The sequence below is a fragment of the Paraburkholderia sp. 32 genome, from assembly GCF_050435345.1.
In the GTDB taxonomy this organism is placed as follows: Bacteria; Pseudomonadota; Gammaproteobacteria; order Burkholderiales; family Burkholderiaceae; genus Paraburkholderia; species Paraburkholderia tuberum.
This window is the reverse complement of the sequence record NZ_JBNDKD010000003.1, coordinates 2,459,584-2,482,548: the sequence shown is the minus strand read 5'-3', so window position 1 is coordinate 2,482,548 and position 22,965 is coordinate 2,459,584. Positions and strand designations below refer to the sequence as shown.

21 protein-coding genes and 4 pseudogenes are annotated in these 22,965 nt (G+C 60.3%); 11 read left to right on the top strand and 14 right to left on the bottom strand.

Annotated features, from left to right (window positions below; genetic code table 11):
* Window positions 1–25: 25 nt before the first annotated feature.
* The 3 genes from dbpA to cadR all read right to left on the bottom strand — a co-directional run bounded on the left by dbpA (window position 26) and on the right by cadR (window position 2,207).
* The gene (dbpA, locus tag OKW26_RS34310; RefSeq protein WP_184056100.1) at window positions 26–1,429 is read right to left on the bottom strand and encodes an ATP-dependent RNA helicase DbpA; all 1,404 of its coding nucleotides are present in this window, start codon (window positions 1,427–1,429) and stop codon (window positions 26–28) included.
* A gap of 23 nt (window positions 1,430–1,452) precedes the next feature.
* A complete protein-coding gene (locus OKW26_RS34305) occupies window positions 1,453–1,653 on the bottom strand; it encodes a hypothetical protein (RefSeq protein ID WP_090802271.1) in 201 nt (66 codons plus the stop codon).
* Window positions 1,654–1,775: 122 nt separating this feature from the next.
* Window positions 1,776–2,207 (bottom strand): Cd(II)/Pb(II)-responsive transcriptional regulator, encoded by a 432-nt coding sequence (cadR, locus tag OKW26_RS34300; protein WP_184074348.1) that lies wholly within the window; start codon window positions 2,205–2,207, stop codon window positions 1,776–1,778.
* Between the two features lie 81 nt (window positions 2,208–2,288).
* Here cadR and OKW26_RS34295 point away from each other — a divergent pair, with 81 nt between their 5' ends.
* Window positions 2,289–4,724, top strand: coding sequence for a heavy metal translocating P-type ATPase (locus OKW26_RS34295; protein ID WP_429356400.1), 2,436 nt, complete (start codon window positions 2,289–2,291; stop codon window positions 4,722–4,724).
* Window positions 4,725–4,755: 31 nt separating this feature from the next.
* Here the strand turns inward: OKW26_RS34295 and eutC are convergent, their stop codons facing one another.
* Window positions 4,756–5,547 carry an ethanolamine ammonia-lyase subunit EutC gene (gene eutC, locus OKW26_RS34290; protein ID WP_429356399.1) on the bottom strand — a complete coding sequence of 264 codons (792 nt, stop codon included), beginning with the start codon at window positions 5,545–5,547 and terminating at the stop codon, window positions 4,756–4,758.
* A complete protein-coding gene (locus OKW26_RS34285) occupies window positions 5,544–6,938 on the bottom strand; it encodes an ethanolamine ammonia-lyase subunit EutB (RefSeq protein ID WP_429356398.1) in 1,395 nt (464 codons plus the stop codon). The genes eutC and OKW26_RS34285 overlap by 4 nt, the downstream gene beginning before the upstream one ends.
* A gap of 318 nt (window positions 6,939–7,256) precedes the next feature.
* Here OKW26_RS34285 and OKW26_RS34280 point away from each other — a divergent pair.
* A pseudogene (locus tag OKW26_RS34280) lies at window positions 7,257–8,140 on the top strand (AraC family transcriptional regulator).
* 432 nt (window positions 8,141–8,572) lie between these two features.
* On the opposite strand, the gene OKW26_RS34275 reads toward OKW26_RS34280, so the two are convergent.
* Together OKW26_RS34275 and OKW26_RS34270 are read right to left on the bottom strand one after the other, a co-directional pair.
* Window positions 8,573–9,850, bottom strand: coding sequence for an IS256 family transposase (locus tag OKW26_RS34275; protein ID WP_429356397.1), 1,278 nt, complete (start codon window positions 9,848–9,850; stop codon window positions 8,573–8,575).
* A gap of 135 nt (window positions 9,851–9,985) precedes the next feature.
* The gene (locus OKW26_RS34270; RefSeq protein WP_429356396.1) at window positions 9,986–10,891 is read right to left on the bottom strand and encodes a dienelactone hydrolase family protein; all 906 of its coding nucleotides are present in this window, start codon (window positions 10,889–10,891) and stop codon (window positions 9,986–9,988) included.
* 424 nt (window positions 10,892–11,315) lie between these two features.
* On the opposite strand from OKW26_RS34270, the gene OKW26_RS34265 reads away from it, so the two are divergent.
* The gene (locus OKW26_RS34265; RefSeq protein ID WP_429356395.1) at window positions 11,316–11,888 is read left to right on the top strand and encodes a CHAD domain-containing protein; all 573 of its coding nucleotides are present in this window, start codon (window positions 11,316–11,318) and stop codon (window positions 11,886–11,888) included.
* A 22-nt stretch (window positions 11,889–11,910) separates the two neighbouring features.
* Here the strand turns inward: OKW26_RS34265 and OKW26_RS34260 are convergent, their stop codons facing one another.
* The gene (locus OKW26_RS34260) at window positions 11,911–12,135 is read right to left on the bottom strand and encodes a hypothetical protein (RefSeq protein WP_184060931.1); all 225 of its coding nucleotides are present in this window, start codon (window positions 12,133–12,135) and stop codon (window positions 11,911–11,913) included.
* Between the two features lie 155 nt (window positions 12,136–12,290).
* Window positions 12,291–12,476 (bottom strand): DUF3562 domain-containing protein, encoded by a 186-nt coding sequence (locus OKW26_RS34255; protein ID WP_184060932.1) that lies wholly within the window; start codon window positions 12,474–12,476, stop codon window positions 12,291–12,293.
* 384 nt (window positions 12,477–12,860) lie between these two features.
* On the opposite strand from OKW26_RS34255, the gene OKW26_RS34250 reads away from it, so the two are divergent.
* The 3 genes and pseudogenes from OKW26_RS34250 to OKW26_RS34240 all read left to right on the top strand — a co-directional run.
* Window positions 12,861–13,313: a hypothetical protein gene (locus OKW26_RS34250; protein WP_429356394.1), complete on the top strand. Its 453-nt coding sequence runs from the start codon at window positions 12,861–12,863 to the stop codon at window positions 13,311–13,313.
* A 186-nt stretch (window positions 13,314–13,499) separates the two neighbouring features.
* Window positions 13,500–14,207, top strand: coding sequence for a phosphate signaling complex protein PhoU (phoU, locus tag OKW26_RS34245; RefSeq protein ID WP_184060934.1), 708 nt, complete (start codon window positions 13,500–13,502; stop codon window positions 14,205–14,207).
* Between the two features lie 60 nt (window positions 14,208–14,267).
* A pseudogene (locus OKW26_RS34240) lies at window positions 14,268–14,791 on the top strand (OB-fold nucleic acid binding domain-containing protein); the annotation flags it as partial.
* Window positions 14,792–14,876: 85 nt separating this feature from the next.
* On the opposite strand, the gene OKW26_RS34235 reads toward OKW26_RS34240, so the two are convergent.
* The 3 genes and pseudogenes from OKW26_RS34235 to OKW26_RS34225 all read right to left on the bottom strand — a co-directional run.
* Complete coding sequence (locus OKW26_RS34235) at window positions 14,877–15,266, bottom strand: response regulator (RefSeq protein ID WP_184060935.1); 390 nt, start codon at window positions 15,264–15,266, stop codon at window positions 14,877–14,879.
* A 548-nt stretch (window positions 15,267–15,814) separates the two neighbouring features.
* Window positions 15,815–15,994, bottom strand: coding sequence for a DUF2934 domain-containing protein (locus OKW26_RS34230; RefSeq protein ID WP_184004408.1), 180 nt, complete (start codon window positions 15,992–15,994; stop codon window positions 15,815–15,817).
* Window positions 15,995–16,301: 307 nt separating this feature from the next.
* Window positions 16,302–16,502, bottom strand: a pseudogene (locus OKW26_RS34225) (cold-shock protein); the annotation flags it as partial.
* A 119-nt stretch (window positions 16,503–16,621) separates the two neighbouring features.
* Between OKW26_RS34225 and hfq the strand changes: the two are divergent.
* Complete coding sequence (gene hfq, locus OKW26_RS34220) at window positions 16,622–16,864, top strand: RNA chaperone Hfq (RefSeq protein WP_429357153.1); 243 nt, start codon at window positions 16,622–16,624, stop codon at window positions 16,862–16,864.
* Between the two features lie 23 nt (window positions 16,865–16,887).
* Here the strand turns inward: hfq and OKW26_RS34215 are convergent, their stop codons facing one another.
* Window positions 16,888–17,151, bottom strand: a complete 264-nt coding sequence (locus OKW26_RS34215) for an XRE family transcriptional regulator (RefSeq protein ID WP_184060937.1) — start codon at window positions 17,149–17,151, stop codon at window positions 16,888–16,890.
* Window positions 17,152–17,968: 817 nt separating this feature from the next.
* Here OKW26_RS34215 and phaP point away from each other — a divergent pair.
* Complete coding sequence (phaP, locus tag OKW26_RS34210; RefSeq protein ID WP_429356393.1) at window positions 17,969–18,541, top strand: TIGR01841 family phasin; 573 nt, start codon at window positions 17,969–17,971, stop codon at window positions 18,539–18,541.
* Window positions 18,542–18,952: 411 nt separating this feature from the next.
* Window positions 18,953–19,060 (top strand): annotated as a pseudogene (locus tag OKW26_RS34205) (cold-shock protein); the annotation flags it as partial.
* A 410-nt stretch (window positions 19,061–19,470) separates the two neighbouring features.
* On the opposite strand, the gene OKW26_RS34200 reads toward OKW26_RS34205, so the two are convergent.
* Complete coding sequence (locus OKW26_RS34200) at window positions 19,471–19,743, bottom strand: hypothetical protein (RefSeq protein WP_260321169.1); 273 nt, start codon at window positions 19,741–19,743, stop codon at window positions 19,471–19,473.
* 421 nt (window positions 19,744–20,164) lie between these two features.
* Here OKW26_RS34200 and OKW26_RS34195 point away from each other — a divergent pair, with 421 nt between their 5' ends.
* Window positions 20,165–20,716: a hypothetical protein gene (locus OKW26_RS34195; protein WP_429356392.1), complete on the top strand. Its 552-nt coding sequence runs from the start codon at window positions 20,165–20,167 to the stop codon at window positions 20,714–20,716.
* A 372-nt stretch (window positions 20,717–21,088) separates the two neighbouring features.
* A complete protein-coding gene (locus OKW26_RS34190) occupies window positions 21,089–22,864 on the top strand; it encodes an SWIM zinc finger family protein (RefSeq protein ID WP_429357152.1) in 1,776 nt (591 codons plus the stop codon).
* Window positions 22,865–22,965: the final 101 nt, after the last annotated feature.

Sequence of the window (22,965 nt, the reverse complement as noted above, 5' to 3'; positions counted from 1 at the left end):
AATGAAAGCCGGAGCTTCGGGTGAATCAGGCTTCGTCCATCAAACGAACCTTGACCTTGCGCCCCTTCAGCTTGCCCGCGCTGAGCCGGCGCACCGCCTCGCGCGCGATGCTGCGCTCCACCGCGACATAGGTCGACATGTCGGTCACGTTGATCTTGCCGATCTGCGAGCCCGCGAAGCCGGCGTCGCCGGTCAGCGCGCCGAGCACGTCGCCGGGACGGATCTTGTCCTTGCGGCCGCCGAGGATCTGCAGCGTTTCCATCGGCGGCAGCAGCGGTTCGTTGTTGCCCGCCTTCAGCTCGGCCAGCTTGTGCCATTCGACGTCGCGCTTGTGCGCCTGCTCGATCCCACCGACGCGCCCCATCTCGTCCATACTCGCGAGACTCAGCGCCCAGCCTTCCTGATCGGCGCGGCCCGTGCGGCCGATGCGATGCGTGTGCACTTCCGGGTCCGGCGTCACGTCGACGTTGATCACCGCTTCGAGTTGCGCGATGTCGAGGCCGCGCGCGGCGACGTCGGTCGCGACGAGCACCGAGCAGCTGCGGTTCGCGAACTGGATCAGCACCTGATCGCGCTCGCGCTGATCGAGTTCGCCGTGCAGCGCAAGCGCATGGAAGCCCTGCGCGCGCAGCACGTCGAGCAGATCGCGGCACTGCTGCTTCGTGTTGCAGAACGCGATCGTGCTGACCGGACGATAGTGATTCAACAGCAGACCGACCGCGTGCAGACGTTCGTCTTCGGTCACTTCGTAGAAGCGCTGACGGATCTTGCTGTCGTCGTGCCGCTCGGCGAGTTTGACTTCCTTCGGGTTTCGCAGGAATTGCTGGCTCAGCTTCGCGATGCCCTCAGGGTACGTCGCCGAAAACAGCAGCGTTTGGCGCTCTTTCGGGCATTGCCTGGCGACCTTCGCGATGTCGTCGAAGAAACCCATGTCGAGCATGCGATCGGCTTCGTCGAGCACGAGCGTGTTCAGCGATTGCAGATCGAGGCTGCCGCGTTCGAGGTGATCCATGATGCGGCCCGGCGTGCCGACCACGACGTGCGCGCCGTGCTCGAGGCTCGCCGTCTGCGGGCGCATCGGCGTGCCGCCGCACAAGGTCAGCACCTTGATGTTTTCTTCCGCGCGCGCGAGACGGCGGATTTCCTGCGTGACCTGATCGGCGAGTTCGCGCGTCGGGCACAGCACCATTGCCTGCGTGCCGAATTTGCGTACATCGAGGCGCGCGAGCAGCGCCAGCGAAAACGCCGCGGTCTTGCCGCTGCCGGTTTTCGCCTGCGCGATCAGATCTTGACCGGCGAGCGCGATCGGCAGGCTCGCGGCCTGGATCGGCGTCATCTCGACGTAGCCGAGCTGCGTCAGGTTCGCGAGCGTGGCGGGCGGTAGCGGCAGCTCGCTGAATGCGGCGCCGGCGGGGGTGGGACTGTTCATAGGATCGTCTGTAGGAATCGAGATTACTCGGCCATCGGGCCCTGATCGGGGCGGCCCGGCAACTGCTCGTACAGCACCGCGCCGTTGTCGCCGTCGAAACGCTCGACGTAATTGCGCGCGCCGCACAGCGGGCAGCGGAACAGCAGCCCCTGGCCTTCGTTCTTGATGACGACGTCGGATTGCTCCCACTGCGCGCCGCAGGACTGGTTTCTACAGGTGAACACGTTGATTCTCCAACTGGATTCGATGATCGATCGGCAAGGTCGCACATGCGGCCTTGCCGTGTATGGGGTTGCCGCGCCGGCGCTGCGTCGTGACGCGATAGCGCTCGACGGCAAGCATGGCGTCAACCGAGATGCGTATGCCGCGGACGCGGCACGGCCACATCCATGTCGGTCAGGCCGTGCACGATGCCGCAGTCTTCGACCGGATGCTCGCCGTGGCATTGGTCGCGCAGCGTCGTCAGTTGCGCCTTCAGCTGCTGCAGTTCTTCGATACGCGTGTCGATGTGCGCGATGTGCTCGTCGACCAGCGTATGCATGCCGCCGCAGCCGTTCGCCGGCGCGTCGGTCAGACGCAGCAATGCGCGGATTTCGTCGTGAGTCATGTCGAGCGCGCGGCAATTGCGGATGAAGCGCAGGCGCTCGACATGCTTTGCCGTGTAACTGCGGTAATTGGCTTCGGTGCGCTCCGCCTCGGGCAGCAGGCGCTCTTTCTCGTAGAAACGGATGGTTTCCGTCGTGCAATGGGCGATTTTCGCCAGTTCGCCGATTTTCATGGACCCTTCCTCCACGCGGCCTTGACCTTGTAGTGGCTTCAGGGTGTTTACTAGACCACAAATCGCACGAGGAAGCCACCAATGCCTGACACCTGCCGTATTGCCACCGATCGTCCGGAACTGGACGAAGCCTGTATGCACGGGGGTTGCGGCGACGTTGATGCGCGGCGCGACCATGATCACGGCAGGGGCACGGGTGAGGGATGTGGGCATTCGCATGGCGGTGAACATGCTTGTGGCGCCGACGTGGGCGGCGGTGATCGGCATGAAGGGCACGATCATCAGGACGGTCATGATCACGGCCACGCCCATGATCACGCTGCTGTCGCTTGCTGCGCCGCTAGCGCTTTTGCGCCTGCGTCGCTGCGCCTGCCTCCGTCCGAAGCCGTCGGCGACGACCTTCGCACCGCAATCCGCATCCTGCAGATGGACTGCCCGACCGAGGAAGCGCTGATCCGCAAGAAACTCGGCCGTATGCCGGTCGTGCGTAGCATGGACTTCAACCTGATGCAGCGCGTGCTGACTGTCGTCCACGCGCCGGAGGCGCTCGAGTCGGTCCTCGCCGCCCTGCGCTCGCTCGACTTCACGCCCGAACTGGCAAGCGACGCCGGAAAGGGTGGGAACGCCGACGCGGTGCCCCAAGCAGCCACTGACGCAATGCGCAAGCCGTGGTGGCCCCTGATCCTCGCCGGCATCGTCGCGGGAGCCTCAGAAGCCGCTAGCTGGCTCGGCGCGCCGGCCTGGGTGGTGGCGGGTATGGCGGTCGTCGCGATTGCCTGCTGTGGCCTCACGACATATCGCAAGGGCTGGGTCGCGCTGCGCAACGGCAACTTGAACATCAACGCGCTGATGAGCATCGCCGTGACCGGCGCGGCGCTGCTCGGCCAGTGGCCCGAAGCCGCAATGGTGATGGTGCTCTTCACGATCGCCGAGCTGATCGAGGTACGCTCGCTCGACCGCGCGCGCAACGCGATCGAAGGGCTCATGCTGCTCACGCCCGAACAGGCCAGCGTGCAGCAGCCCGATGGAGCGTGGCAGCCCGTCCGCGTCGACGCGATCGTGCCCGGGACGCTCGTGCGCGTGAAGCCGGGCGAGCGGATCGCGCTCGATGGCGAAATCGTCGCGGGCCGCTCGAGCGTCGATCAGGCGCCGATCACCGGCGAGAGCCTGCCCGTCGACAAGGCGATCGGCGACGCCGTATTCGCCGGCACGATCAACCAGGCGGGCTCGTTCGATTATCAAGTGACGGCGGCCGCCGGCAACACGACGCTCGCGCGGATCATCCACGCGGTCGAGGAGGCGCAGGGCACGAAGGCGCCGACGCAGCGCTTCGTCGATGAATTCGCGCGCGTTTATACGCCGATCGTGTTCGCGATTGCGCTCGCCGTCGCTCTGGTCCCACCACTCGTGTTCGGTGGAGCGTGGCACGCGTGGGTGTACAAGGCGCTGGTGCTGCTCGTGATCGCGTGTCCGTGCGCGCTCGTCATTTCGACACCGGTGACGATCGTCAGCGGGCTCGCGGCCGCGGCGCGCAAGGGGATTCTGATCAAGGGTGGCGTTTATCTCGAACAGGGTCGCAAGCTGACCCGGTTGGCGCTCGATAAGACCGGGACGATTACGCACGGGAAGCCAGTGCAGACGGAGTTTGAGGTGGTTGGTGACGCGCGTGAAACGTTCCGATACCGCACGCTTGCGGCAAGCCTCGGGGGCCGCTCCGACCACCCTGTTTCGATGGCGATCGCTGCTGCCGCCAATGACGACGGCGTCGAACACCTGCACGTCGATGCGTTCCAGGCGATCGCTGGACGCGGCGTGCGCGGCGATATCGACGGTATCGCGTACTGGCTCGGCAATCATCGCCTGGTCGAAGAGTTGGGCCGCTGCTCGCCGCAACTCGAGGCGCGTCTCGATGCGCTCGAACAGCACGGCAAAACCGTCGTGATGCTCGCCGATGCGCAGCGCGTGCTCGCGCTGTTTGCGGTCGCTGACACGGTGAAGGAAACGAGCCGCGCCGCCGTCGCCGAATTACGGCGGCTCGGCGTCGGCACCACGATGCTGACCGGCGACAACCGTCATACCGCCGAGGCGATCGCGCAGCAGGTCGGCGTCGATGAAGCGCGCGGCGATCAGTTGCCCGAGGACAAGCTCGACGCGCTCACGCAATGGTCGAGCGATGGCGCGACGGTCGGCATGGTCGGCGACGGCATCAACGATGCGCCCGCGCTCGCGCGCGCTGACATCGGCTTCGCGATGGGTGCGATGGGTACCGACACCGCGATCGAAACCGCCGACGTCGCGTTGATGGACGACGATCTGCGGAAGATTCCGACGTTTATCCGGTTGTCAAAGGCGACCTACGGGGTGCTGGTGCAGAACATCGCGCTCGCGCTTGGCATCAAGAGCGTGTTCCTCGTGCTGACGTTGATGGGCTTCGGCACGATGTGGATGGCGGTGTGCGCAGATGTCGGTGCGAGTTTGCTGGTAGTGGCCAATGGGTTGAGGTTGTTGCGCAAGTGAGTGGGCGTGCGAGATTTACGCTCGTTGCGTCCTACGCTGAACCGTCGTTCACGGCAGGATGCGTCGGAGCGCTGGCTAGCAGCTCATCGCTGTCGTCTTTCAAGCCCACCCCTGTCAGTCTCAGCTTCCTCGCCTGCGTGAGCAGATAGTGCAGCTTGTGCGCGGCCTGCGGATAGTCGAGGCCTTGCGGGCGCACGTTGGAAATGCAGTTGCGCTGGGCGTCGCTGCACCCCGTTTTCGGCGCGTACGTGACGTAGATGCCGAGGCTATCCGGTGAACTCAAACCCGGCCGCTCGCCGATCAGCATCACAACGATTTTCGCGTCGAGCAATTCGCCGATCTCGTCGCCGAGTGCGACGCGCGCCTGACGCGCGACCACTACGGGACCGATGGTCCAACCCGCGAGCTTTGGATGTATAGCTTGCAGCAACGGTACAGCCTGCTTCGATGCGGCGAACGCCGATAGACCATCGCCGATCACAAACAGCACATCGCTTGATTGCGATGGCAGTCGGGCAAGCGTCGCGCGACTCTCCTCCGACAGACGCCGCCCAAGATCAGGGCGCCTCAAATAATGCTCGCGATCCGGCGCGGCGCTATGCACGTCGAGCGTGTTGATACCTTGCGCGCGCAGCTGTGCGTGCAGCGGGTCCACATCGAGCGGATGGTGCACGGCGTCGCGCGCCTGCGCATGCGCGAGATTGAACGCGAGCAATGGCGCGGTCGGCAGGCTGTTGCCCGCGCGGCCTAACGCGATGCGCGCTTGCGTAAACCGACGCAGTGCGCTCCACGGGTCCTTGTCGAGTGCGTCGTTCTCGCTCATGCGATCCCCATCCAGTCGCGCGCGCCTTCGAGCAGCGGTTGCCGCGACGATGCGCCGATCAACGCGCCGCGTGCGTCGATGATCTGCATCGACTCCAGCCATTCCTCGAATTCCGGCGCCCGGCGCAAACCGAGCACGTCGCGCACGTACAGCGCGTCGTGAAAGGACGTGCTCTGATAGTTGAGCATGACGTCGTCCGCGCCAGGTACGCCCATGATGAAATTGATGCCCGCTACGCCGAGCAGCGTCAGCAGATTGTCCATGTCGTCCTGGTCCGCTTCGGCGTGGTTCGTGTAGCAGATGTCGCAACCCATCGGCACGCCGAGCAGCTTGCCGCAGAAGTGATCCTCGAGACCCGCGCGCGTGATCTGCTTGCCATCGTACAAATACTCAGGGCCGATGAAACCGACTACCGTATTCACCAGAAACGGCTTGAACTTGCGCGCGACCGCATAGGCGCGCGCCTCGCAGGTCTGCTGGTCAACGCCGAAATGCGCATCCGCCGACAACGCGCTGCCCTGCCCCGTTTCGAAGTACATCAGATTGCTGCCGACGGTGCCGCGTTGTAGCGACAGCCCCGCCTCGTACGCTTCCTGCAGCAGCGCGAGCGAAATGCCAAAGCTCGCGTTCGCTTTTTCGGTACCGGCGATCGACTGGAATACGAGATCGACCGGCGCGCCTTTTTCCATCGCGGCGATCGTGCTCGTCACGTGCGTGAGTACGCACGACTGCGTCGGTACCCGATAGCGCTGGCGGAAGTCGTCGATCATCTGCAGCAGCTTCGTGATCGCGGCGAGGTTGTCGCTCGCGGGGTTGATGCCGATCAGCGCGTCGCCGCAGCCGTACATCAGGCCGTCGAGCATCGAGGCGGCGATGCCTTTGACGTCGTCGGTTGGGTGGTTCGGTTGCAGGCGTACGGACATGCGGCCCGGTAAACCGACCGTGTTGCGAAAGCGTGTGATGACCGGGCGTTTACGGGCGGCGGTGATCAGGTCCTGGTTGCGCATCAGCTTTGAGACGGCGGCGACCATTTCTGGTGTTAGGCCCTCGGTGATGCGGGTGAGTGCGTCGGTGTCGGTTGTGGTGCTGAGTAGCCAATTGCGGAAGTCGCCTACTGTCAGATGGGAGATTTCGGCGAAGGCTGCTGGCGAGTGATCGTCGATGATCAGGCGGGTGACTTCGTCGGTTTCGTAGGGGATCAGCGGTTCGTTCAGGAACGTGCGTAGCGGCACCTCGGCGAGCGCCATTTTGGCGGCGACCCGCTCTTCTTCGCTCGCTGCCGCGATGCTTGCGAGCTGGTCGCCCGAGCGTTGCGGGCTCGCTTTCGCGAGCAGGGTCTTCAGGTCGGCGAAGCGGTACGTGCGACTGCCGATCGACTCGGTGTAGCTCATGTTTGCGGCTCCATCGCCTCGCGCGAACGCGGGTAGGAATGGGAACGGCGGTTACATGCTGCAGGTTGCTTGCTGCTGGTGCTGGTGCTGCTCACTACACGATAGCGCCAAACGGCGGCAGCGTCACGTTGCGGAGATTGGGGCTGTTTGCCGATGCTGTGTTTGGCGCTCCTGCTCGCGTCCACGGGGCGCGGTCAACAGGCGCTCAATCCCCTTTGTGCGCACCGCTTGAAATCCGCAGGATTTGGTAAACGGCCGACACTCGCTGACGTGATACTTTGTTCGCATCCTCTCGCGACAATTTTCTGCGGTCCAGTCATGAACGAATCAGACCATCGGGCTCGATACGAGACGCGACTCGCACGCGTGCTCGACCATATCTACGATCACCTCGACGAACCGCTCGATATAGGACGGCTTGCGGAGATTGCGTGTCTGTCGCCGTATCACTGGCACCGGATTTATCAGGCGATGTATGGCGAGACGGTCGCGACGACCGTGCGGCGTTTACGGTTGCATCGCGCAGCGGGTTTTCTTGCGAGTAGTTCGATGCCGATTGCTCAGATTGCCGAGCGTTCGGGGTATAGCAGTTTGCAGTCTTTTTCGCGGACGTTTTGCGCCGTGTTTGGTGTGCCGCCGGCGCAGTATCGCAGGCAAGGCACGCATAGCCGGTTTCGTCCGGCGCTTTCAGAAGACGATCAGATGACGATGATTCGTGAGGTCGTGATTCGTTATGTGGAGCCGATGGAGATTTTGTCGGTCGATCATGTCGGACCTTATATGCAGATCGGAAAGGCTTTTGATGCTTTGTTGGGGTGGCTTGCGAAACATACTCTGCTCGAGGCGCAGATGCGGATGATCGGGGTTTACTTCGATGATCCGGGAGTGGTCGAGGAGAAGGCGTTGCGGTCGAAGGCGGGTGTGTTGTTGCCGGGGCCTGTGATGGCTGAAGTGGCTTCGGCTGTTGGGATGGGTGGGGCGGTTTCTGTCACGCGTATACGCGGTGGGGAATATGCGGTGTTGCGGCATGTGGGGCCGTATAGCGATATGCGAGCGGCTTATGAGTGGTTGTACGGGACCTGGCTCGTGCAGTCTGGGAGGGAGGCAGCGGATGCGCCGGTGTTTGAGGAGTATTTTTGAACAGTCCCAAGGAGACTGCGCCTGCGGAGTTGGCTACGGAGATTTGTTTGCCGTTGGGGTGAGGTGTGGGTGGCTGGGTTGGTGCTCGCTGGTTCTGCGTCCTGCGATGTTGCTGTCGTTATGTGCGTATACGTTGCGCGTGTTTCGGCGTGCTTCTCCGGTTTTTATAGTCTTTATATATGTATACGTAGTAATAGTTAACAAGTGGGGCGTTCAGCTGTGGATAACGTGGAAGTTCGTTTACGGATCAATGCGCTGCAGAATCGATAACCCTTGGGAGCGCGGGCGGACAGGTTGACGGAGCCAGGGAGAATTTTTAGCCGACCGGTTAACGCGGCGCATTTATCAAGGTTTCGCCCACAATGTGTTCGGCTGTTTTTACAAAAGTTGTCCAAAGGGGGATGTGGATAAGTGGCCTCGAGTGGAAGGCCATTTTTTGAAGAAGATCTCGCAGAAAGGGGGGTGTCCGAAATTTTGTGTAAACGGGTTGAGGTTTAACCCGGCACCAGCCGCTCTTCGAACTGGATCGTGAAACGGTTCAGTGCGGCCTTCCAGTCGCGGATCGGCATCGTCCACTTCTTGCTGATGTTGTTCAGGGCCAGGTAAAACAGCTTGGTGACGGCCTCATCGGTCGGGAACGAGCTGCGGGTCTTGATCACCTTGCGCAGGCTCATGTTGATCGATTCTATGGCGTTCGTGGTGTCCCCCAAGGGGACTTCCTCCGGGGCGTAAATCACCTTCCTGATCTCCGGCGGGTAATCGAAGAACGGAATCACCCGTGCCCAGTTGCGTCGCCAGCTCTGCCCGATGGACGGATAGTCCTTGTCCCACCTGGCCTCGAAGGCGCCCAGCATCTGTTCGGCCATCTCGACGGTCGATGAAGTGTAAATCGTCTTCAGGTCGGCGGCGACTTCCCGCTGCATTTTCCACGGCACGAAGTTCAGGCTGCTGCGCACCATGTGCACGATGCACAGTTGCACGGCCGCTTTGGGGTAGACCGCTTCAATGGCTTCAGGAAAGCCTTTAAGCCCGTCGACGCAGGCGATAAAGATGTCCTGCACGCCGCGCGTCTTGAGCTCAGCGACCACCTGCAGCCAGAACCTGGCCCCCTCGGTCTGGGCGATCCACAGTCCCAGGACTTCCTTGTGGCCGGCCATGTTCACGCCGATGGCCAGGTACACCGCCTTGGTCCGCACCGCGCCGCTGTCGCGCACTTTGACGTGAATGCAGTCGAGATAGACAATCGGATAGAGCGCGTCGAGCGCAGGGGCCTGCCAGACCTTCACCTCATCACTGACGGCGTCAGTGACCGCCGAGATCAGCGTCGGCGAGACCTCCGTGCCGTACATTTCTTCCAGGTGCCCCTGGATCTCGCGCACGCTCAGGCCACGCGCATACAGCGAAATGATCTTGTCGTCGAAGCCCGTCCAGCGCGTCTGATGGCGCTCCACCAGCTTCGGCTCGAACGCCCCCTGACGGTCGCGCGGGATGTTGAGCGGCAACTTGCCAAACTCCCCCTGCAGCGTCTTGGCGCTATGACCATTACGGGTGTTGCCTGTGGCATTGGTCACCGCTTCGCTCTTGCCATGGCCCAGGTGTTCGGACATCTCCGTCTCTAACGCACGCTCCACCAGCATCCTGGTCAGCTGCTTGAGCAGGCCGTTCTCGTCTATCAGGTTTTCCGGCTTCTGGTAATTCGCCAGCAGGCTGTCTGCCAGCTTGACGAGTTCAGCATCGGGTTTCTCTCTTTTATTGCGTTTCGCTACGGTCATCTATGCTCCTGTTGCTGGCAGTCTCCTGCCAAATGACCGTTTACACAAAACTTTTTACACCCTCGCAGCAAGCAAATCTCCGCGCGTTTTACGTAACAGCCCAAAGCAATGCTGTTCCCGCCAGTCTCAACGGAATCACGGGGCATGTGTCGGTGTCGGCTTAAGCGTAGTGGTAACCAGGTTGGCTATTGCCTTCTTCGTTTGCTCCGTCGCGCTCTCGTCGTACCCGATTGTCACGCCCCGTTCGACACAGGGGTCGGCATATGAGAACGGCAGGTTGCTTTTGACGTTAAGCAAATGTCCCGCACTGCGTTCTTCCCATGCACAATTGCGCACTGTTTGCGCTTTCGGCAGGGAGGTTGGATGTGCGAAGGCGCGCGCATCGAAAATATGATTAACCCCGGCAAACTCGGTCAGCTCTACGTCCGCCCCCTTGGCTTTCAGCCGTTCCACATAGGCCTTGCAAGGCGCGACCGGGTCATAGTTGTCTGCGCTTCCATGGAATATGCGAATGGGAGCCTGTGATACGTTGTCGTCATCGAGGTAGTGGGCACTGCAGTCTGGGTAAAGCGGAACATAGGCTGCAAATCCTGGAGTCGATGCATCGGCATGCGCTTTCTGGAAGCGCACCATGCTCGCGTAGAGCGTGTCTTGCCCTCCACGGGAAAAGCCCATTAGCATCACGCGGCTCGCGTCGACATGAGGGTTTTTGGAAATAAGGCTGAGCGCGCGATACGCGTCTTCTGTCTGGGCGAGTCTGCCAAGCTGACTCTGGTCATTGATTGTGTTTTCTATGCCTCGGCTCGTGAAACTGTCGACAACGAAAGTGGCAACGCCCAACGACAGGAACCACTGCTCCCAGTCCGCTATCTGGCCGCCGATACCCCCAGACGGGTGCAGCAGTATGACGGCGGGCAGCCTGTCGGTCCCGGATCGAGGCAGCCGCAATTCACCGGCTATCGTCACGCGCTTGCCGTCTTCGCTTCCGGCCAGAAATTGCTCGTCTGTGAGCGTCATCGACTCGAATGGAATGACTTCCATTCGCGCCACCTGCGCGTAGGGGACGCGCGGAATGCAAAGGAGCACAAGGACTAGCAAAAGGAACGGCAAGCCTCTCACACTTGCGAACATGGCCGTCTCCCATGAGTACGGACAGAGTTATTTATGCAGCGTTATAGGCGGTCCGGGCAGGAATGCAATGCAAATGACAGAATTGTCGTGATACGACAGACGGTGACGGCAGACGGCAGGCACTTTATCGATTCGCCGGGTCGCGCATGTCCAGAAAGTCGAGGATTCGAGTCGCTTTTAGCCGTCCGGAGTCGCCGAGCGCGGTCGGCGCGCGAGCGTAGCGCCGATTTCACTTCGCCGCCCCCAGGTTGATTCCTGAGCGGGAGATGTTTGGCCTGAATGTCGACTCCGCGAGCAGGAAGAAAAGCTCAAGCAGTATCAGCACGTCGACGTATTGTTCATCAGCCTGACTATTAATAAAAAGTTTAAAACTCTTATTGAACGGGTCGACCGGTATCGAAGTGATGCACTATCGTTCAGCAACAGGACAATCGCAAATGCTGGTGTTGAACGGATAGTTCAACACGCGATGGCCGCCGCCGAAAATCAGATTTGTGCACAAACTGTCCTGACGCCACTGGATGAATTTGCGGCGCGGCGCGCGGAGCAAGCCAGCAGGATGTTGAAAAAGCGCGTTAGGCGCGTGGTCTCGAATCGGGACGCTGACTACGCAGCGCTTCACGATGTACGTATCGCGGGGAAGAGGCTGCGATATTCACTCGAATTCTTCGCGCCGGTACTTGACGACCACTACCTGGCGGCGATTGAACAACTCGCACAGGTCCAGGAGCACCTTGGCCATTTGAACGACCTGGTGACCAGCGAAACCTTACTCCGCGAATATGCTTTTCAGCTCGGCGAACCGCATGCGTTGAAGAAGGCAGTCAAATATCTGGGGGAGCAGCAGCAACTCCACGGACGGGTCGCGCTCGAAATGCTGCGTACAGGCTGTCAGGTGGGGCCGTGAGTACAGCCATTCCTGAATCATTCTAGCTACCAGACGCTTTCCGCTTCCTCGACTCGACCCGTCGCGACAGGTCGGTCAGCAGCCATCTAGCAACTACGTCAGGCCCGTTCATGTCATGGCTGGCGAACTTGATTTCGTCCTCGAAGTAGACGATAACCGTGCCGCTCATGACGCGGTAGCGGCCCCGATAGCGGGTGCCATCCAACTCGACTTCGATTTCCCTGGTTGTTTCGTAATCTTCGACCATCAACACCGCCCTGTAGTAACTATGACCAGTCGAACTTACCCAATCACATGAGGTACGTCAACGACACAGGAGCAGGAGCCTTTCGGTGCACTTCTTCAATGCGGCAGAATGCGGCGTTGCACGGCGTCGTGATGGTTATTGATGTCAATTCGGCCCTAGTGCCGATGTCGCAAATTCTCGCGAACACGCTTGGCCACGAGAACTGTCATGTAATCCATCACCCGCGCGCCGTCGCTGTATTCGGCCCGCGTGTCCTCATACAGCTTCGACACGGTCTCGGTGGGGGTATTGGTGTCGGAGGCAATAGCCTTGATGACATCCTCAGCGTTGGGCTGGGCCATGGCGCTCTCCTAGCGTTGAGTAGGAACGGCAACTTCGGGAGGTCGATTAGACGACGCTGCCCAACCGCATGCAAATTGAATAGACCTATCGCTTCGTTTTGTCTTTAGGGACGCTTTTGTGTTCTGTTGACCACTGGTGCGCTTACTCCACTGCTTGGTGCCCGACACAGATGAGCTGCGAAAGGCACATGTTCGGCGCGCACTGCACAAAATCAATCTTTTCAGCTACTTGTCCCGCTTGCCCGGGAATTGTCCATAGCCTTGCAAACAGATTGTGTGGACAACTTGATGGTCCTGGCATGAGGGCGGCATCTCGAATGCGGTCTGGCAATCGCAAATTAACGGTATATACTGTTTATACCGTTTATCAGTCTGGAGATGGTCATGAGTGAACCCAGCGTGAGGAAGCCGACGAAGAAGGCCTTTCACTTCCCGAAGAATGTCAACGGCCATGCGAAAGCCGATGAGAAGCCAGCGGATGAGAAGAGCGTGGCCGCAGCCGCAGCGCCAGATGCCCAGCCGGCTCCGACGAAGGCCGGCAAACAGAAGCGCGCGAAACCCGTTGAGGCAGCGCAAGTCAGTCCGGCAGCCGAGGTGAAAGCGAAACGCGCGAAGAAAGAGAAGGTGGTTCGCGACAGCTTCACGATGCCGAGGTCCGACTACGAGAAAATCGCGGCGCTGAAACAGAAGTGTCTCGACGCAGGCGTCTCGGTGAAAAAAAGCGAGCTTCTTCGCGCTGGTCTGCTCTTGCTGGACTCGGCCCCCACCGCCGAGGGTCTGCTGGCAGCTGTTTCTGCGGTCGAAACCGTCAAGACTGGTCGACCAGCAAAATCGTAGCTGTACCACGGTCCGAGCGGATTGCCCGTGCGGGCCGGGGTTCGCCGCTGTGCTTCGCTGAATGCTTCTGCACGGTTCCTGGAACATCGGCCACTGTTCCATACGACGCGCGCCATGACGTGATGGAGCGGTCACGAAACCGCGCGGCGATTACAAAAACAGCTGGGTTGGCTGGCACGGATTCCTATGCCCGATAACCACCTTTCCAGTCGATTCGACGCTGACATCAACCACGTATTGTCCAAGGTTTTCGAGATGGGCGGTTTCGTTGAATCGCAAGTCATGAATGCGATGCAGGCGCTTAACCACCTCGATTTGGACCTGGTCGACAGAATCATCGCCGACGAGCGTCGAGTCAATGCCATCGAAGCGGAGGCCGATGAAGAGTGCATCAACATCATCGCGCGGTACCAGCCGGCTGCACGCGACCTGCGTCTGCTGATGGCCATTTCGAAGATCGTCACGAACCTCGAGCGTGCTGGGGATGAAGCGCGGAAGGTCGCTAAGCGGACTCGACGAATTGCAGAAGACCACAATGCACCGACCATCAATGTCGCGGAAATCGCGTTATCCGGTGAGATGGCCATGACTATCCTCCGCGGTGCGCTTGATGCATTCGCGCGCCTCGACACAGTTGCCGCAGCACAAATCGTCCGCGACGACGACGCTATCGATGACCAGTTTCGTTTGTTCGTCCATGAGCTGGTGAAGTACATGATGGAGGCTCCCCGAATCATCCCCATCGCGCTGGACTACCTCTTCATCGCAAAGGCCATCGAACGCATTGGCGACCATGCGACGAACATAGCGGAATTCATTATCTACGTAGTCAAAGGCAAGGACGTGCGCCACGTTTCCCGTGAACAACTCGAACGCGAAGCATTCGGTCAATGATAGAGCGTGAAAGCAGGACGAAGCAGGGAGCGCATCGGTCGCGAAGACGGACTGACAGCGATGCGCTTCTCCTCGCCTTCGCAGTTAGTACGGGATGCACAACGCCATGGCGTCAAGGTGCTGCCAGTCGATGTGGCCATCAGCGTTTGGGACTCGTCGCTTGAGCACAGTGCCGGCATCGTCGCTGACTATCTCGGTCTGTCGGTCTTACGCTTGGTCGACATCCGCTCGAACTGCTGCGGCCGGAGTTGCTCGCAAACCGGCTGATGCCAGCGTCGACTCTGCGCACCTATCGCGACGAGCGGCTCGCACGAGGCTGCGGTCTTGTTACCGCACGGCAACGGCCGGGCACTGCGAAGGGGGTCATGTTTGTGACGCTTGAAGACGAGACCGGCAACGTGAATGTAATCGTGTAGCCGAGCCTGCTCGAGAAGCAGAGAAAGGAAGCGCTCGGCGCATCGCTACTTGCCGTGTACGGAACATGGCAATGCGAAGGTGAGGTTCGACATCTGGTCGCGCAGCGCCTTGTCGATATGTCTCACCTGCTTGGCGGCCTGATTACTGCGAGCAGAAATTTTTGCTGACTTACCAACGTGCCTTTGGAATCGGCATTTCCTTTCAACAGCCATCTTTCGATTTCCCTCGTCAGCACAAGAGGCGGCTTTTCGACTACGTTGTCTTGCGGCGCTGTTGCTCGCGATGGGTTATGTGGTCCGCCAGCAGCCGTCGCATTGTGGCCAGCAACACCGGTCCGTCCACGGGTTTGGGAAGGAAGCCGTCGTAATTGATGAAGGCCGGTGGACTGGGTTCGCCGGAAACCAGTATGAAAGCAACGTCAGCTAGTCCAGGCAGCGTGCGCAAACGATGACAGAGTTCGCTGCCCGACATCACCGGCATGCGCCAGTCGGCGACCACTATGTCGACTGGGGATTCGATGAACATTGCCAATGCTGACTGGCCGTCGCTCGCGCTTCTTACATCAAATCCGTCAGTGGCACAGATCGCGCCCCACGCGGCCAAAGCCTCCGCATCATCGTCTACCAGCAGTACGCTTGTCATGACCAATTGCAAGAGTCGCCACATGTCGTTTGGCAGCTTGATGCAGGTCAAAGTTCACGGGCCATGCATCGACGCCGCATACGCGCAGGGTGCGGGAACAGGTGGTGGAGGGGGCGCCGGTGCAGGCCAGGGTGGCACCGGAATGGGAACGCCGAAAGCAAGCGGCGCTACAAAGTCACCATCTGGCGCGTCCGGCGCAAACACCATGGGTAAGTCGGGCGATATGTCGCAGAAACAGACGAAGCCGAAAATGCAGAAGAAGAGGGAATGAATGCGCCCGCCTCTGACAGCAGTGGAATGAAGAAGACTTACAAGGGTGTCGCTGCGGAGGCACGCCGTTTAACCTGCCAGGTCAGCCTCGCGGTCAGGAGCGCGGTGCGGCAGGACACCAGCGACGCTGGATAGCGTCCGGAACGTCGAGTGGTCGGCGCAAAGCGACAACGAAGAGGCTCGTTGCGAGCATTGCGCCGCTGTCGCTCCGCCTTCAATAATTGCAACTCGACCAAGCGGTCAATGGCGGCTCTTCGTCAGCGCCATTCCAGTTTTCGTCACAGCGGCAGCCGCCCCTTTAGGTCGGCTCCGCTCCCGTCGGCATCGGATTCTTCCTCTTCTATCTGTGCGCGGGGTTGCTCCCAATACTCGTCGGCGCGACCGTCGGGGCTGCCGTCTTTTTCCCGGAGCTCGTAGGCCCGTACACGAATCTTCTCTTCCCGCGAAACGTTGTCCATTGCTCAATCCTCCAGAGATTTTTCGCGAGCAGCTACTCGTGAAGTTGCTCCGCGTGCCAGTTTCACAGCGGAAGGCGAAAGCGTCGATGCGGGAGCAGAAAGGCCCACGCCGACGAACGTGTCGAAGCAATTGGCGTCCGAGTCATGCGTGATGACGCCGCCGCGCCGCGCTTCGCGTTGACTTCCAATCTCGGCGCTTGGTGGCGGATTCTGCTTTTTCGACAGGCGCTCCTGGCCGACTCCGCCTTGAAAGTACGACGCCTGACGAACCGGCGCCGTAAGCGGCAAAGAGACAGACTATCTCCTGAACTGGCTTGATATCCGCGGCTTGCTTGCCCTTCGGCCCTATCTTCACGTCGAAGCTGACCTCCTGATTCTCTTGCGGCGACTTGAACCCGTCTGCGCTGATTCCCGAGAAGAGGGCAAACAGGTCTTCACCGCTGCCATCCGACGTGATGAAACCAAAACCCATCGCATCATTGAACCACTTTACGGTACCGCTTGCCATCATTGTGTCCAGAATCGAAAAGGCTGGCCGCTTCAGGTATCGCCGGTACAATCCAAGGACCTATCGCCTTGACCTTGAACATGACCGGACGCCCAGGCGTACAAGACGATTTTTTGCAGATGCCCGTGAACGACAAGACCACCGTAAACGTGTTCCTCGTGAACGGCATCAGACTGAGCGGTCAACTGGCCGCCTTTGACCAGTTTGCAGTTCTGCTGGAGTCTGGCCCGGGTGCGCAACTTGTCTTCAAACATGCCACTTCGACCGTGTTGCCGGTCAATGGCAGGAGCCAGGCACGTGACCCGACCGAGGTGCCGGTGAGTGGCGACAAGCCGAACCGCGTGCGAGGCCGTGTCCGATGAGAACTGCCATGACATGCTGTCGCTTACGCTTGACCTGCGCATAGCCAGACGACGTCCACGTCGAGAAGTTCAGAAAGGCGCGCACAATCCGTGCTCTTCGGAACGGTAACTCCGGCGCGCCAAAGGGTCACCTCGTGTTCCGGTACGCCGAGTGACCTGGCCACCCGACCGGAGGTCACCTTGGCGCGCTTGATGGTCATGTCCAGTCGTGCAGCGAAGGCCCGCCTGGAGCCGTTGTGTTTGAGAGTGCCTTGCAGATGTACATCAAGATTCGGACGACGATTCATGACGTGCAATGCTCCTGTAACTCATCGTGACCAAACCTACGTGCTTCAGGCTACGAAGGTGTGACACGACTTCGATGTTGATGCTTGCGGTCGAACGCCATCACTCGGGCTGGCATGTCGTTCGCGTGAACTTCACTGCACCTGAACGCCCGTTGCGGCGCGCCTTCCCCGCTCTGACTTAACGCTTTAAATGCCCGGTGTAATCGACACGGATACCGTTTTCCCTATCCCGTACGTGGCCAGAAGTCACTCCGCCGCTTTCTTCGAGTGAAGTAGCAGCGCAATGACAACGCTCGCAGACGTAGGTCTGTCGGAAAACCTACCCGGAGGTCGGCACCTGTTCGTGCGTCACCGGCTTTGGTCACCAGCAGGTCCGGGAAGTTCCAGTGGCGAATATCTGCTTGCGTGGAAAAGAGCGGCGTGCTGTTCCACGACCTCGTCACACATCGCGATGATGGTCTCCGGCGAAAGCGCCATCGCAATAAGGACGCAGACGCATCCAGCAGGTGGCGGCGAGAGAAAAAACACCCTTTTTCAAGTGTGCCCCAGATAGGCAGATTCAATTGGCGCCCCGACCGCTGCCGTCCTGTAATTGTATTTTCGTCGTTTGCAGTTCCTGCATCTGTCGACGTCCGCAGAGCACCCTTACGCAGCCCAGTGCTGAGGACGTTGTACGGGCTCGTGGCCAAGACCAATACGCCTGCGGAGCCGGTGTCGAAAATGCAGCTGCTCGGGAGCTTCCATACGACGCGCTTCATCAGTTGGTCACCGTTGCCGAACATGCTGGGCGTTGGGCATACATCTTCCGGAGGCGAACATGGCTGATTTTCAGGGACAGGCTGCTACAGCGCAGCAAGCTAATCTTGACTTCTTTTTCGGCCTGGCCAGCAGAATGCTGGAGGGCGAGGAAAAGCTCGTCAGACTGAATCTGGATACGGCGAAAACGACGCTTGCCGATTGGCACCAACGCGAGCAAGACGGGCTGGCGAAGAAGGACCGACAGGAAGTTACCGGTCTGCAAGATGCGCTGGCGCTGCACTCGGCGGAGAAGGTCCTGACGTACGAACGTCAGGTTGCGGAGATTGCGTCGGCCACGCAAACGCAACTGGCAGAGGTCGTCAATGCGCGGTACCAGGAGGTCAGCCGCCAGGTTCAATCGTTCGTCGAGAATCTCGCGCAAAACGCCCCGGTCGGCTCCGAAGCCGCAATCGCATTTCTGAAACAAGCTATCACGCTGGCCAACACCACTCAGGAAAGCGTGCAAAAGGCCACGAAGCAGGCAGTCGAAGTCGCGCAAAGTAACCTGGACGCCGCAACAAAAGCCGCATCGGAGGTGACCGAAGCGGCTGACCAGGCAGTCGAGAAAGCAGCAAAAGCGGCGAAGCAATAATTTGAAGGAACGTTGAACCCGTGGTCGCACGGCGCGGCGACCTAACGCGCCTGGCCGCACACTGCGACCTGGCCGCTATCGGACAAGCCCAGCTCTCGTGGGCGCTGGTCGGCCGTTCGGGCGCACGTCATGTCCGCCCACGTCTGTTACCAGGCTCGCGCCGAGACGGGTGCTCTTCAAATTTTGTCGGGAACGGACGTCCCACGTAAAAAAACAGCCTCGTACAGAGGCGGCAAGTCACTACTTGGGAATACTGGGCGATGAAATCTCCCCTTAACGCTAAAGGGGCCTCAGACGTTCGAGTGAGCTGTGCTCCTATTGGACTTCCACTCAGAGAACATTGCGCAACGGGTATTGTTTCGTCAAAGCCATCCAATCCAAAACCGTGGGAGGATCTGTTGCGCACTTCCCGAGGTTCAGGCAAAAGGCTTCAAATCGCTGCAGGAAAACCAGAAGGTAAGCTTTGGCCGGAAGCAAGGCCCGAAGGGTAAGCAGGCAGCGAAAATCTATCCAAGCTAACACCTCAGCGCAACTCGCTGACACGCAAAAGAATGGCCTTAGCTCAATCGCAGTTACGTTATCCGAGACTCCGACAGTGAAGTTGTAGTCTGCTGTGGTACATGGGTCAATCCGGGTAAAACGCCGATTCTGAGCGCTCGACATTTCGCTCGTTCCCGGCGCGGCCGCGTCGAGATGCTTAGCAGCAAAACTCAGAACTCGTTCAGTTCCCGTCGCTCGGGCGGTCTGCACCTGCATAGCTCACGCTTGCTCGATTTGTGCCGGGACGGCCGAGGCGCCGTGCAGTGGCGCCCCACGTTTCCGTGGACTTCGCTCATCTTACGAAAATGCGGCTCGATAGCCGTGCACCGGCTCGAAACCAGATTGAATCCCGAGCGCCGCGATTGAGCGCGGCGAACTCGTGACCGTCATCAAAAGGTGGCGGCGGCCCCCTGCACGAGAGGGTGCTCTGCAGTTGACTTCCGCCTATTGGCAGTGGGCGGGAACACGCTCCACCTGCCGTCATCGTGCCTGAAGAAAAACAACGCGCGCGCTCCGGCTGGTGACGACGTTTCGACGCACACGTAGCGTCTCCCATTCCCTGCGGTGCGACTGAATCTGGTTACATGAACGTGCATCGTGGGAGCCGGTGCGAGCCACTTTTCGACCTGACAACGCAGGGACTGCCCGTTCGTGTTTTTCATGTTCCGCTCCAGCAGGTTTTCCGTTCAGGTAACGGGACGGTTTTCACCGTTCATCTCCTTAACGCCGCAGACGCCCGCAATGTTGACCAGGGATTTGTGATTTCTGAAACCGGATATTTCGAGGTGAGTGGGCCTCAGAGAATTGCCAGGAGCTGGACGGCCGACGGCACAGGCCGGCCCGAACCCTGACCATCGACATCCGCGGCGCCCGCGTTGCCTGAGGGCGACTCCTGTCGCCTCGCCATGCATCGGCAGTTCCGGGTTGCTGATAAATCGACAGGATGGACGCCTTGTCAGACAGGTCCGCGAAGAAGTCCGAGTTTTTGCCGCTCAAGGAAAACGCGAACACCGTGCCTCTCACAGCGCTGCGCGACGGGCAAGCTAGAATTGTGCTTCGACTCACGTAGAGAGAAATGAGCAGATGAATGATGCATTCGAGCGCCGTGCCTTGTTGCTTCACCTTGGAGATGTACTGGCGGTCGTGAACCGTCTCCTGAAATGTGGTGACGGCCACAAGACCGTACGCGAACTGGCCGCAGCGCACGACCCGCTTGGAGGCTTCCCGCTCCTCGAACAGGTATCGCCGCGGATGACAGCAGAGCAGTTTGTTCAGCGAGTGTCAGACGCCTTCTTCGCATGGCCACGGGAACTGCTTGAGCCTGAGCTGAATCGCAAGCGTCTTGCTTCCACTGTTCGACGGAGCCTGTTTGCCGACAACGCAAACGGATGGCGTGCGTACGTCGCTGCGTTGCGTAGCGACGTTCGGTGGTTCGGTGTGGGCTTGCCGTCGGTGAAAGCTGGCGAGGACGTGTGCGCTGACTCGACCGATGGCAGTTCCGAAAGCTTGCAGGCGGACGAGGCTCCGAGCGCTGGCGATGTCGAGCGTAATGACGGACAAGCCGAGGACCAACGGGAGAGCGTTGAAAGCAGTGGGCGAGTCTACCCCTCATGGCCGTGGAAGTCCGACGCGTAAGTTGTGGAGACGACGTGAGGGTAGATGAACGGTTCGCTTGACCTGACTCCACGTCGCCGCTGATTCCGCTGCGTTCGTCGACGTCGACAGGGTCCGAATTGTGCGCGCCGCCGCTCTACGGGAGCGTTACGCTTGGGGCGCTGACAAACCGTGCTGGTAGTACCCCTCGACTGCTTATATCTGTCGTATCGCTCAAGGAAAGACGTAGTACGAACGGACGCGCCTGGTCCCTCCCGAAATTGGAATTCCTCCTGCAGAGTCAGGGAATTTCGCATGCGACGGGCGCCTTTGGGTGGCCGTTGGTTTTGCGGATTCGTGCCACAGCCGATTGGCTCGTGCATCCTTCTTTCTCGCATATCTCCAACGTACGCCATGTCCAGCCAGTCACCACTTCACGACATCATTACCCTCGCCGAAATCCAGTCGCTCGCGGACACGAAAACGTTCGGGCGCGGCAAGGCGTATTTTCATGAGGGCGCCGTATCACGCCTCGAAGAGCGCGATGGTGTCCTTCGCGCGAACGTACGTGGCACGCACAGGTACCGCGTCGAACTTGGCGCGGGCGACGACGGCGAGCTGACCTACGAATGCGACTGTCCGGTCGGCGAGGACGGTATCTTCTGCAAGCACGGGGTCGCGGTCGCCCTGTCGTGGCTCGAGAATACCGGCGCGGAAGTGTTTCATGCCGATGAGTCAAAGCCGGCAAAGCCTCGTAAAAAGCGCAAGACGTACGAGGAGCAGATTCGTGAATATGTTGCGACGCTGAATGCGGAAGCCGTGCGCGAACTGTTGCTGGAAGCGGTCGAGCGCGACATGGCGCTGCGCGACAGGCTGTTGCTCGCGGCGCGTGCGGCAAACGCCGGTGACCTCCCGGGCATGAAGACCGCGGTACGACAGGCGACGCGCATTTCGCGGCCGCTCGACTGGCGCGAAGCCGGCGCGTACGGCGACGGCCTGATGGCGCTCGCGGACATGCTGCGGCAGCGGCTTGCCAGTCCTCAGGCCGCCCAGGTGGTCGAGCTTGCGGAACTGGCGATTGCCGGCGCCGAAGCAAGTCTCGAGCAGATTGATGACTCCGGGGGTGATGTGATGCCGGCCATCATGGAGCTTGCCGCCGTACATCTCGAAGCATGTCGACAGACGCGACCGGACCCAACGAAGCTCGCGGAGCGACTGTTCCGGTTCCAGACCGACGGCGTGTGGGATACCTTCTACGATGTGTTGCCGGCTTACGCCGAACCGCTCGGCGACCTTGGGATTCATCGGTACCGCATGCTTGTAGAAAACGGATGGGACGGCCTGCCGGCACTTGCGCCGAGCAATGAGTTTCGCCGGTCGTTCGACCCGCTACGCATGCGACTGGAACGCGCGATGGAGGCGCTGGCCGACCTCGACGGCGATGTGGACGCACTGGTTCGCATCCGGTCAAAGGACCTGTCGAGTCCCTACCGCTTCCTGCTGGTCGCAGAGCTTTGCGCGAAGCACGGGCGCTACGACGAAGGACTCGCGTGGGCCGAACGCGGCCTCATGGAGTCAGGCAAGAACGTGGACCAGCGTCTGCTCGACTTCTGCATCCAGGAGCACCTGCGGCGCGGCGAATTCGAGAAGGCTGATGTGCTCGCGTGGCAGCGTTTCGGGATGCACCCGGGTGCAGAAGCATTCGCCGCCCTGATGGATGTCGCCAGCGCGACTGGCCAGCATGATATGACACGCGAGCGCGCGCTCAATCATCTGTGGAGTCTTGTTCGTGCTGAAGAGGCGCCGACCAAAGCGAAGCGCAATTCCTGGCAGATGCCGACGCGAACCGAACTGGTCAAAATCTTTCTCACCGGGCGCGAGTACGACACGGCGTGGAAGACGTTCTGCGGCGGTCCCGTGGCGACAACTATGTGGGCAACGATGGCATCCATTCGCTCAAAGACCCATCCGCACGACGCCATTGTCCTGTATCACCGCCTGCTACCCATCGCCGCCGAGAGTGGAACGCGTAACGCCCGTTATGAGGAGGCGTTCGGCATCGTGCGGACTATCGGGAAATTGCGAGCAGAACTGAAGGAGCATGCGCAGTTCGCCGATGAACTGCAGACCATCCGCGAGACCTATCGTGCCAAGCGCAACTTCATGAAGCTGCTGGCGACACTGGGTTAGTCGTGGCTGTCTACTCAAGCGCGCGGCCAATCAGGTCCTGGGGCATGCGCTTCGCCCCCGGTTTCGAAGCTGGCGACGATGCGGGAATCCTTGATGAGTTT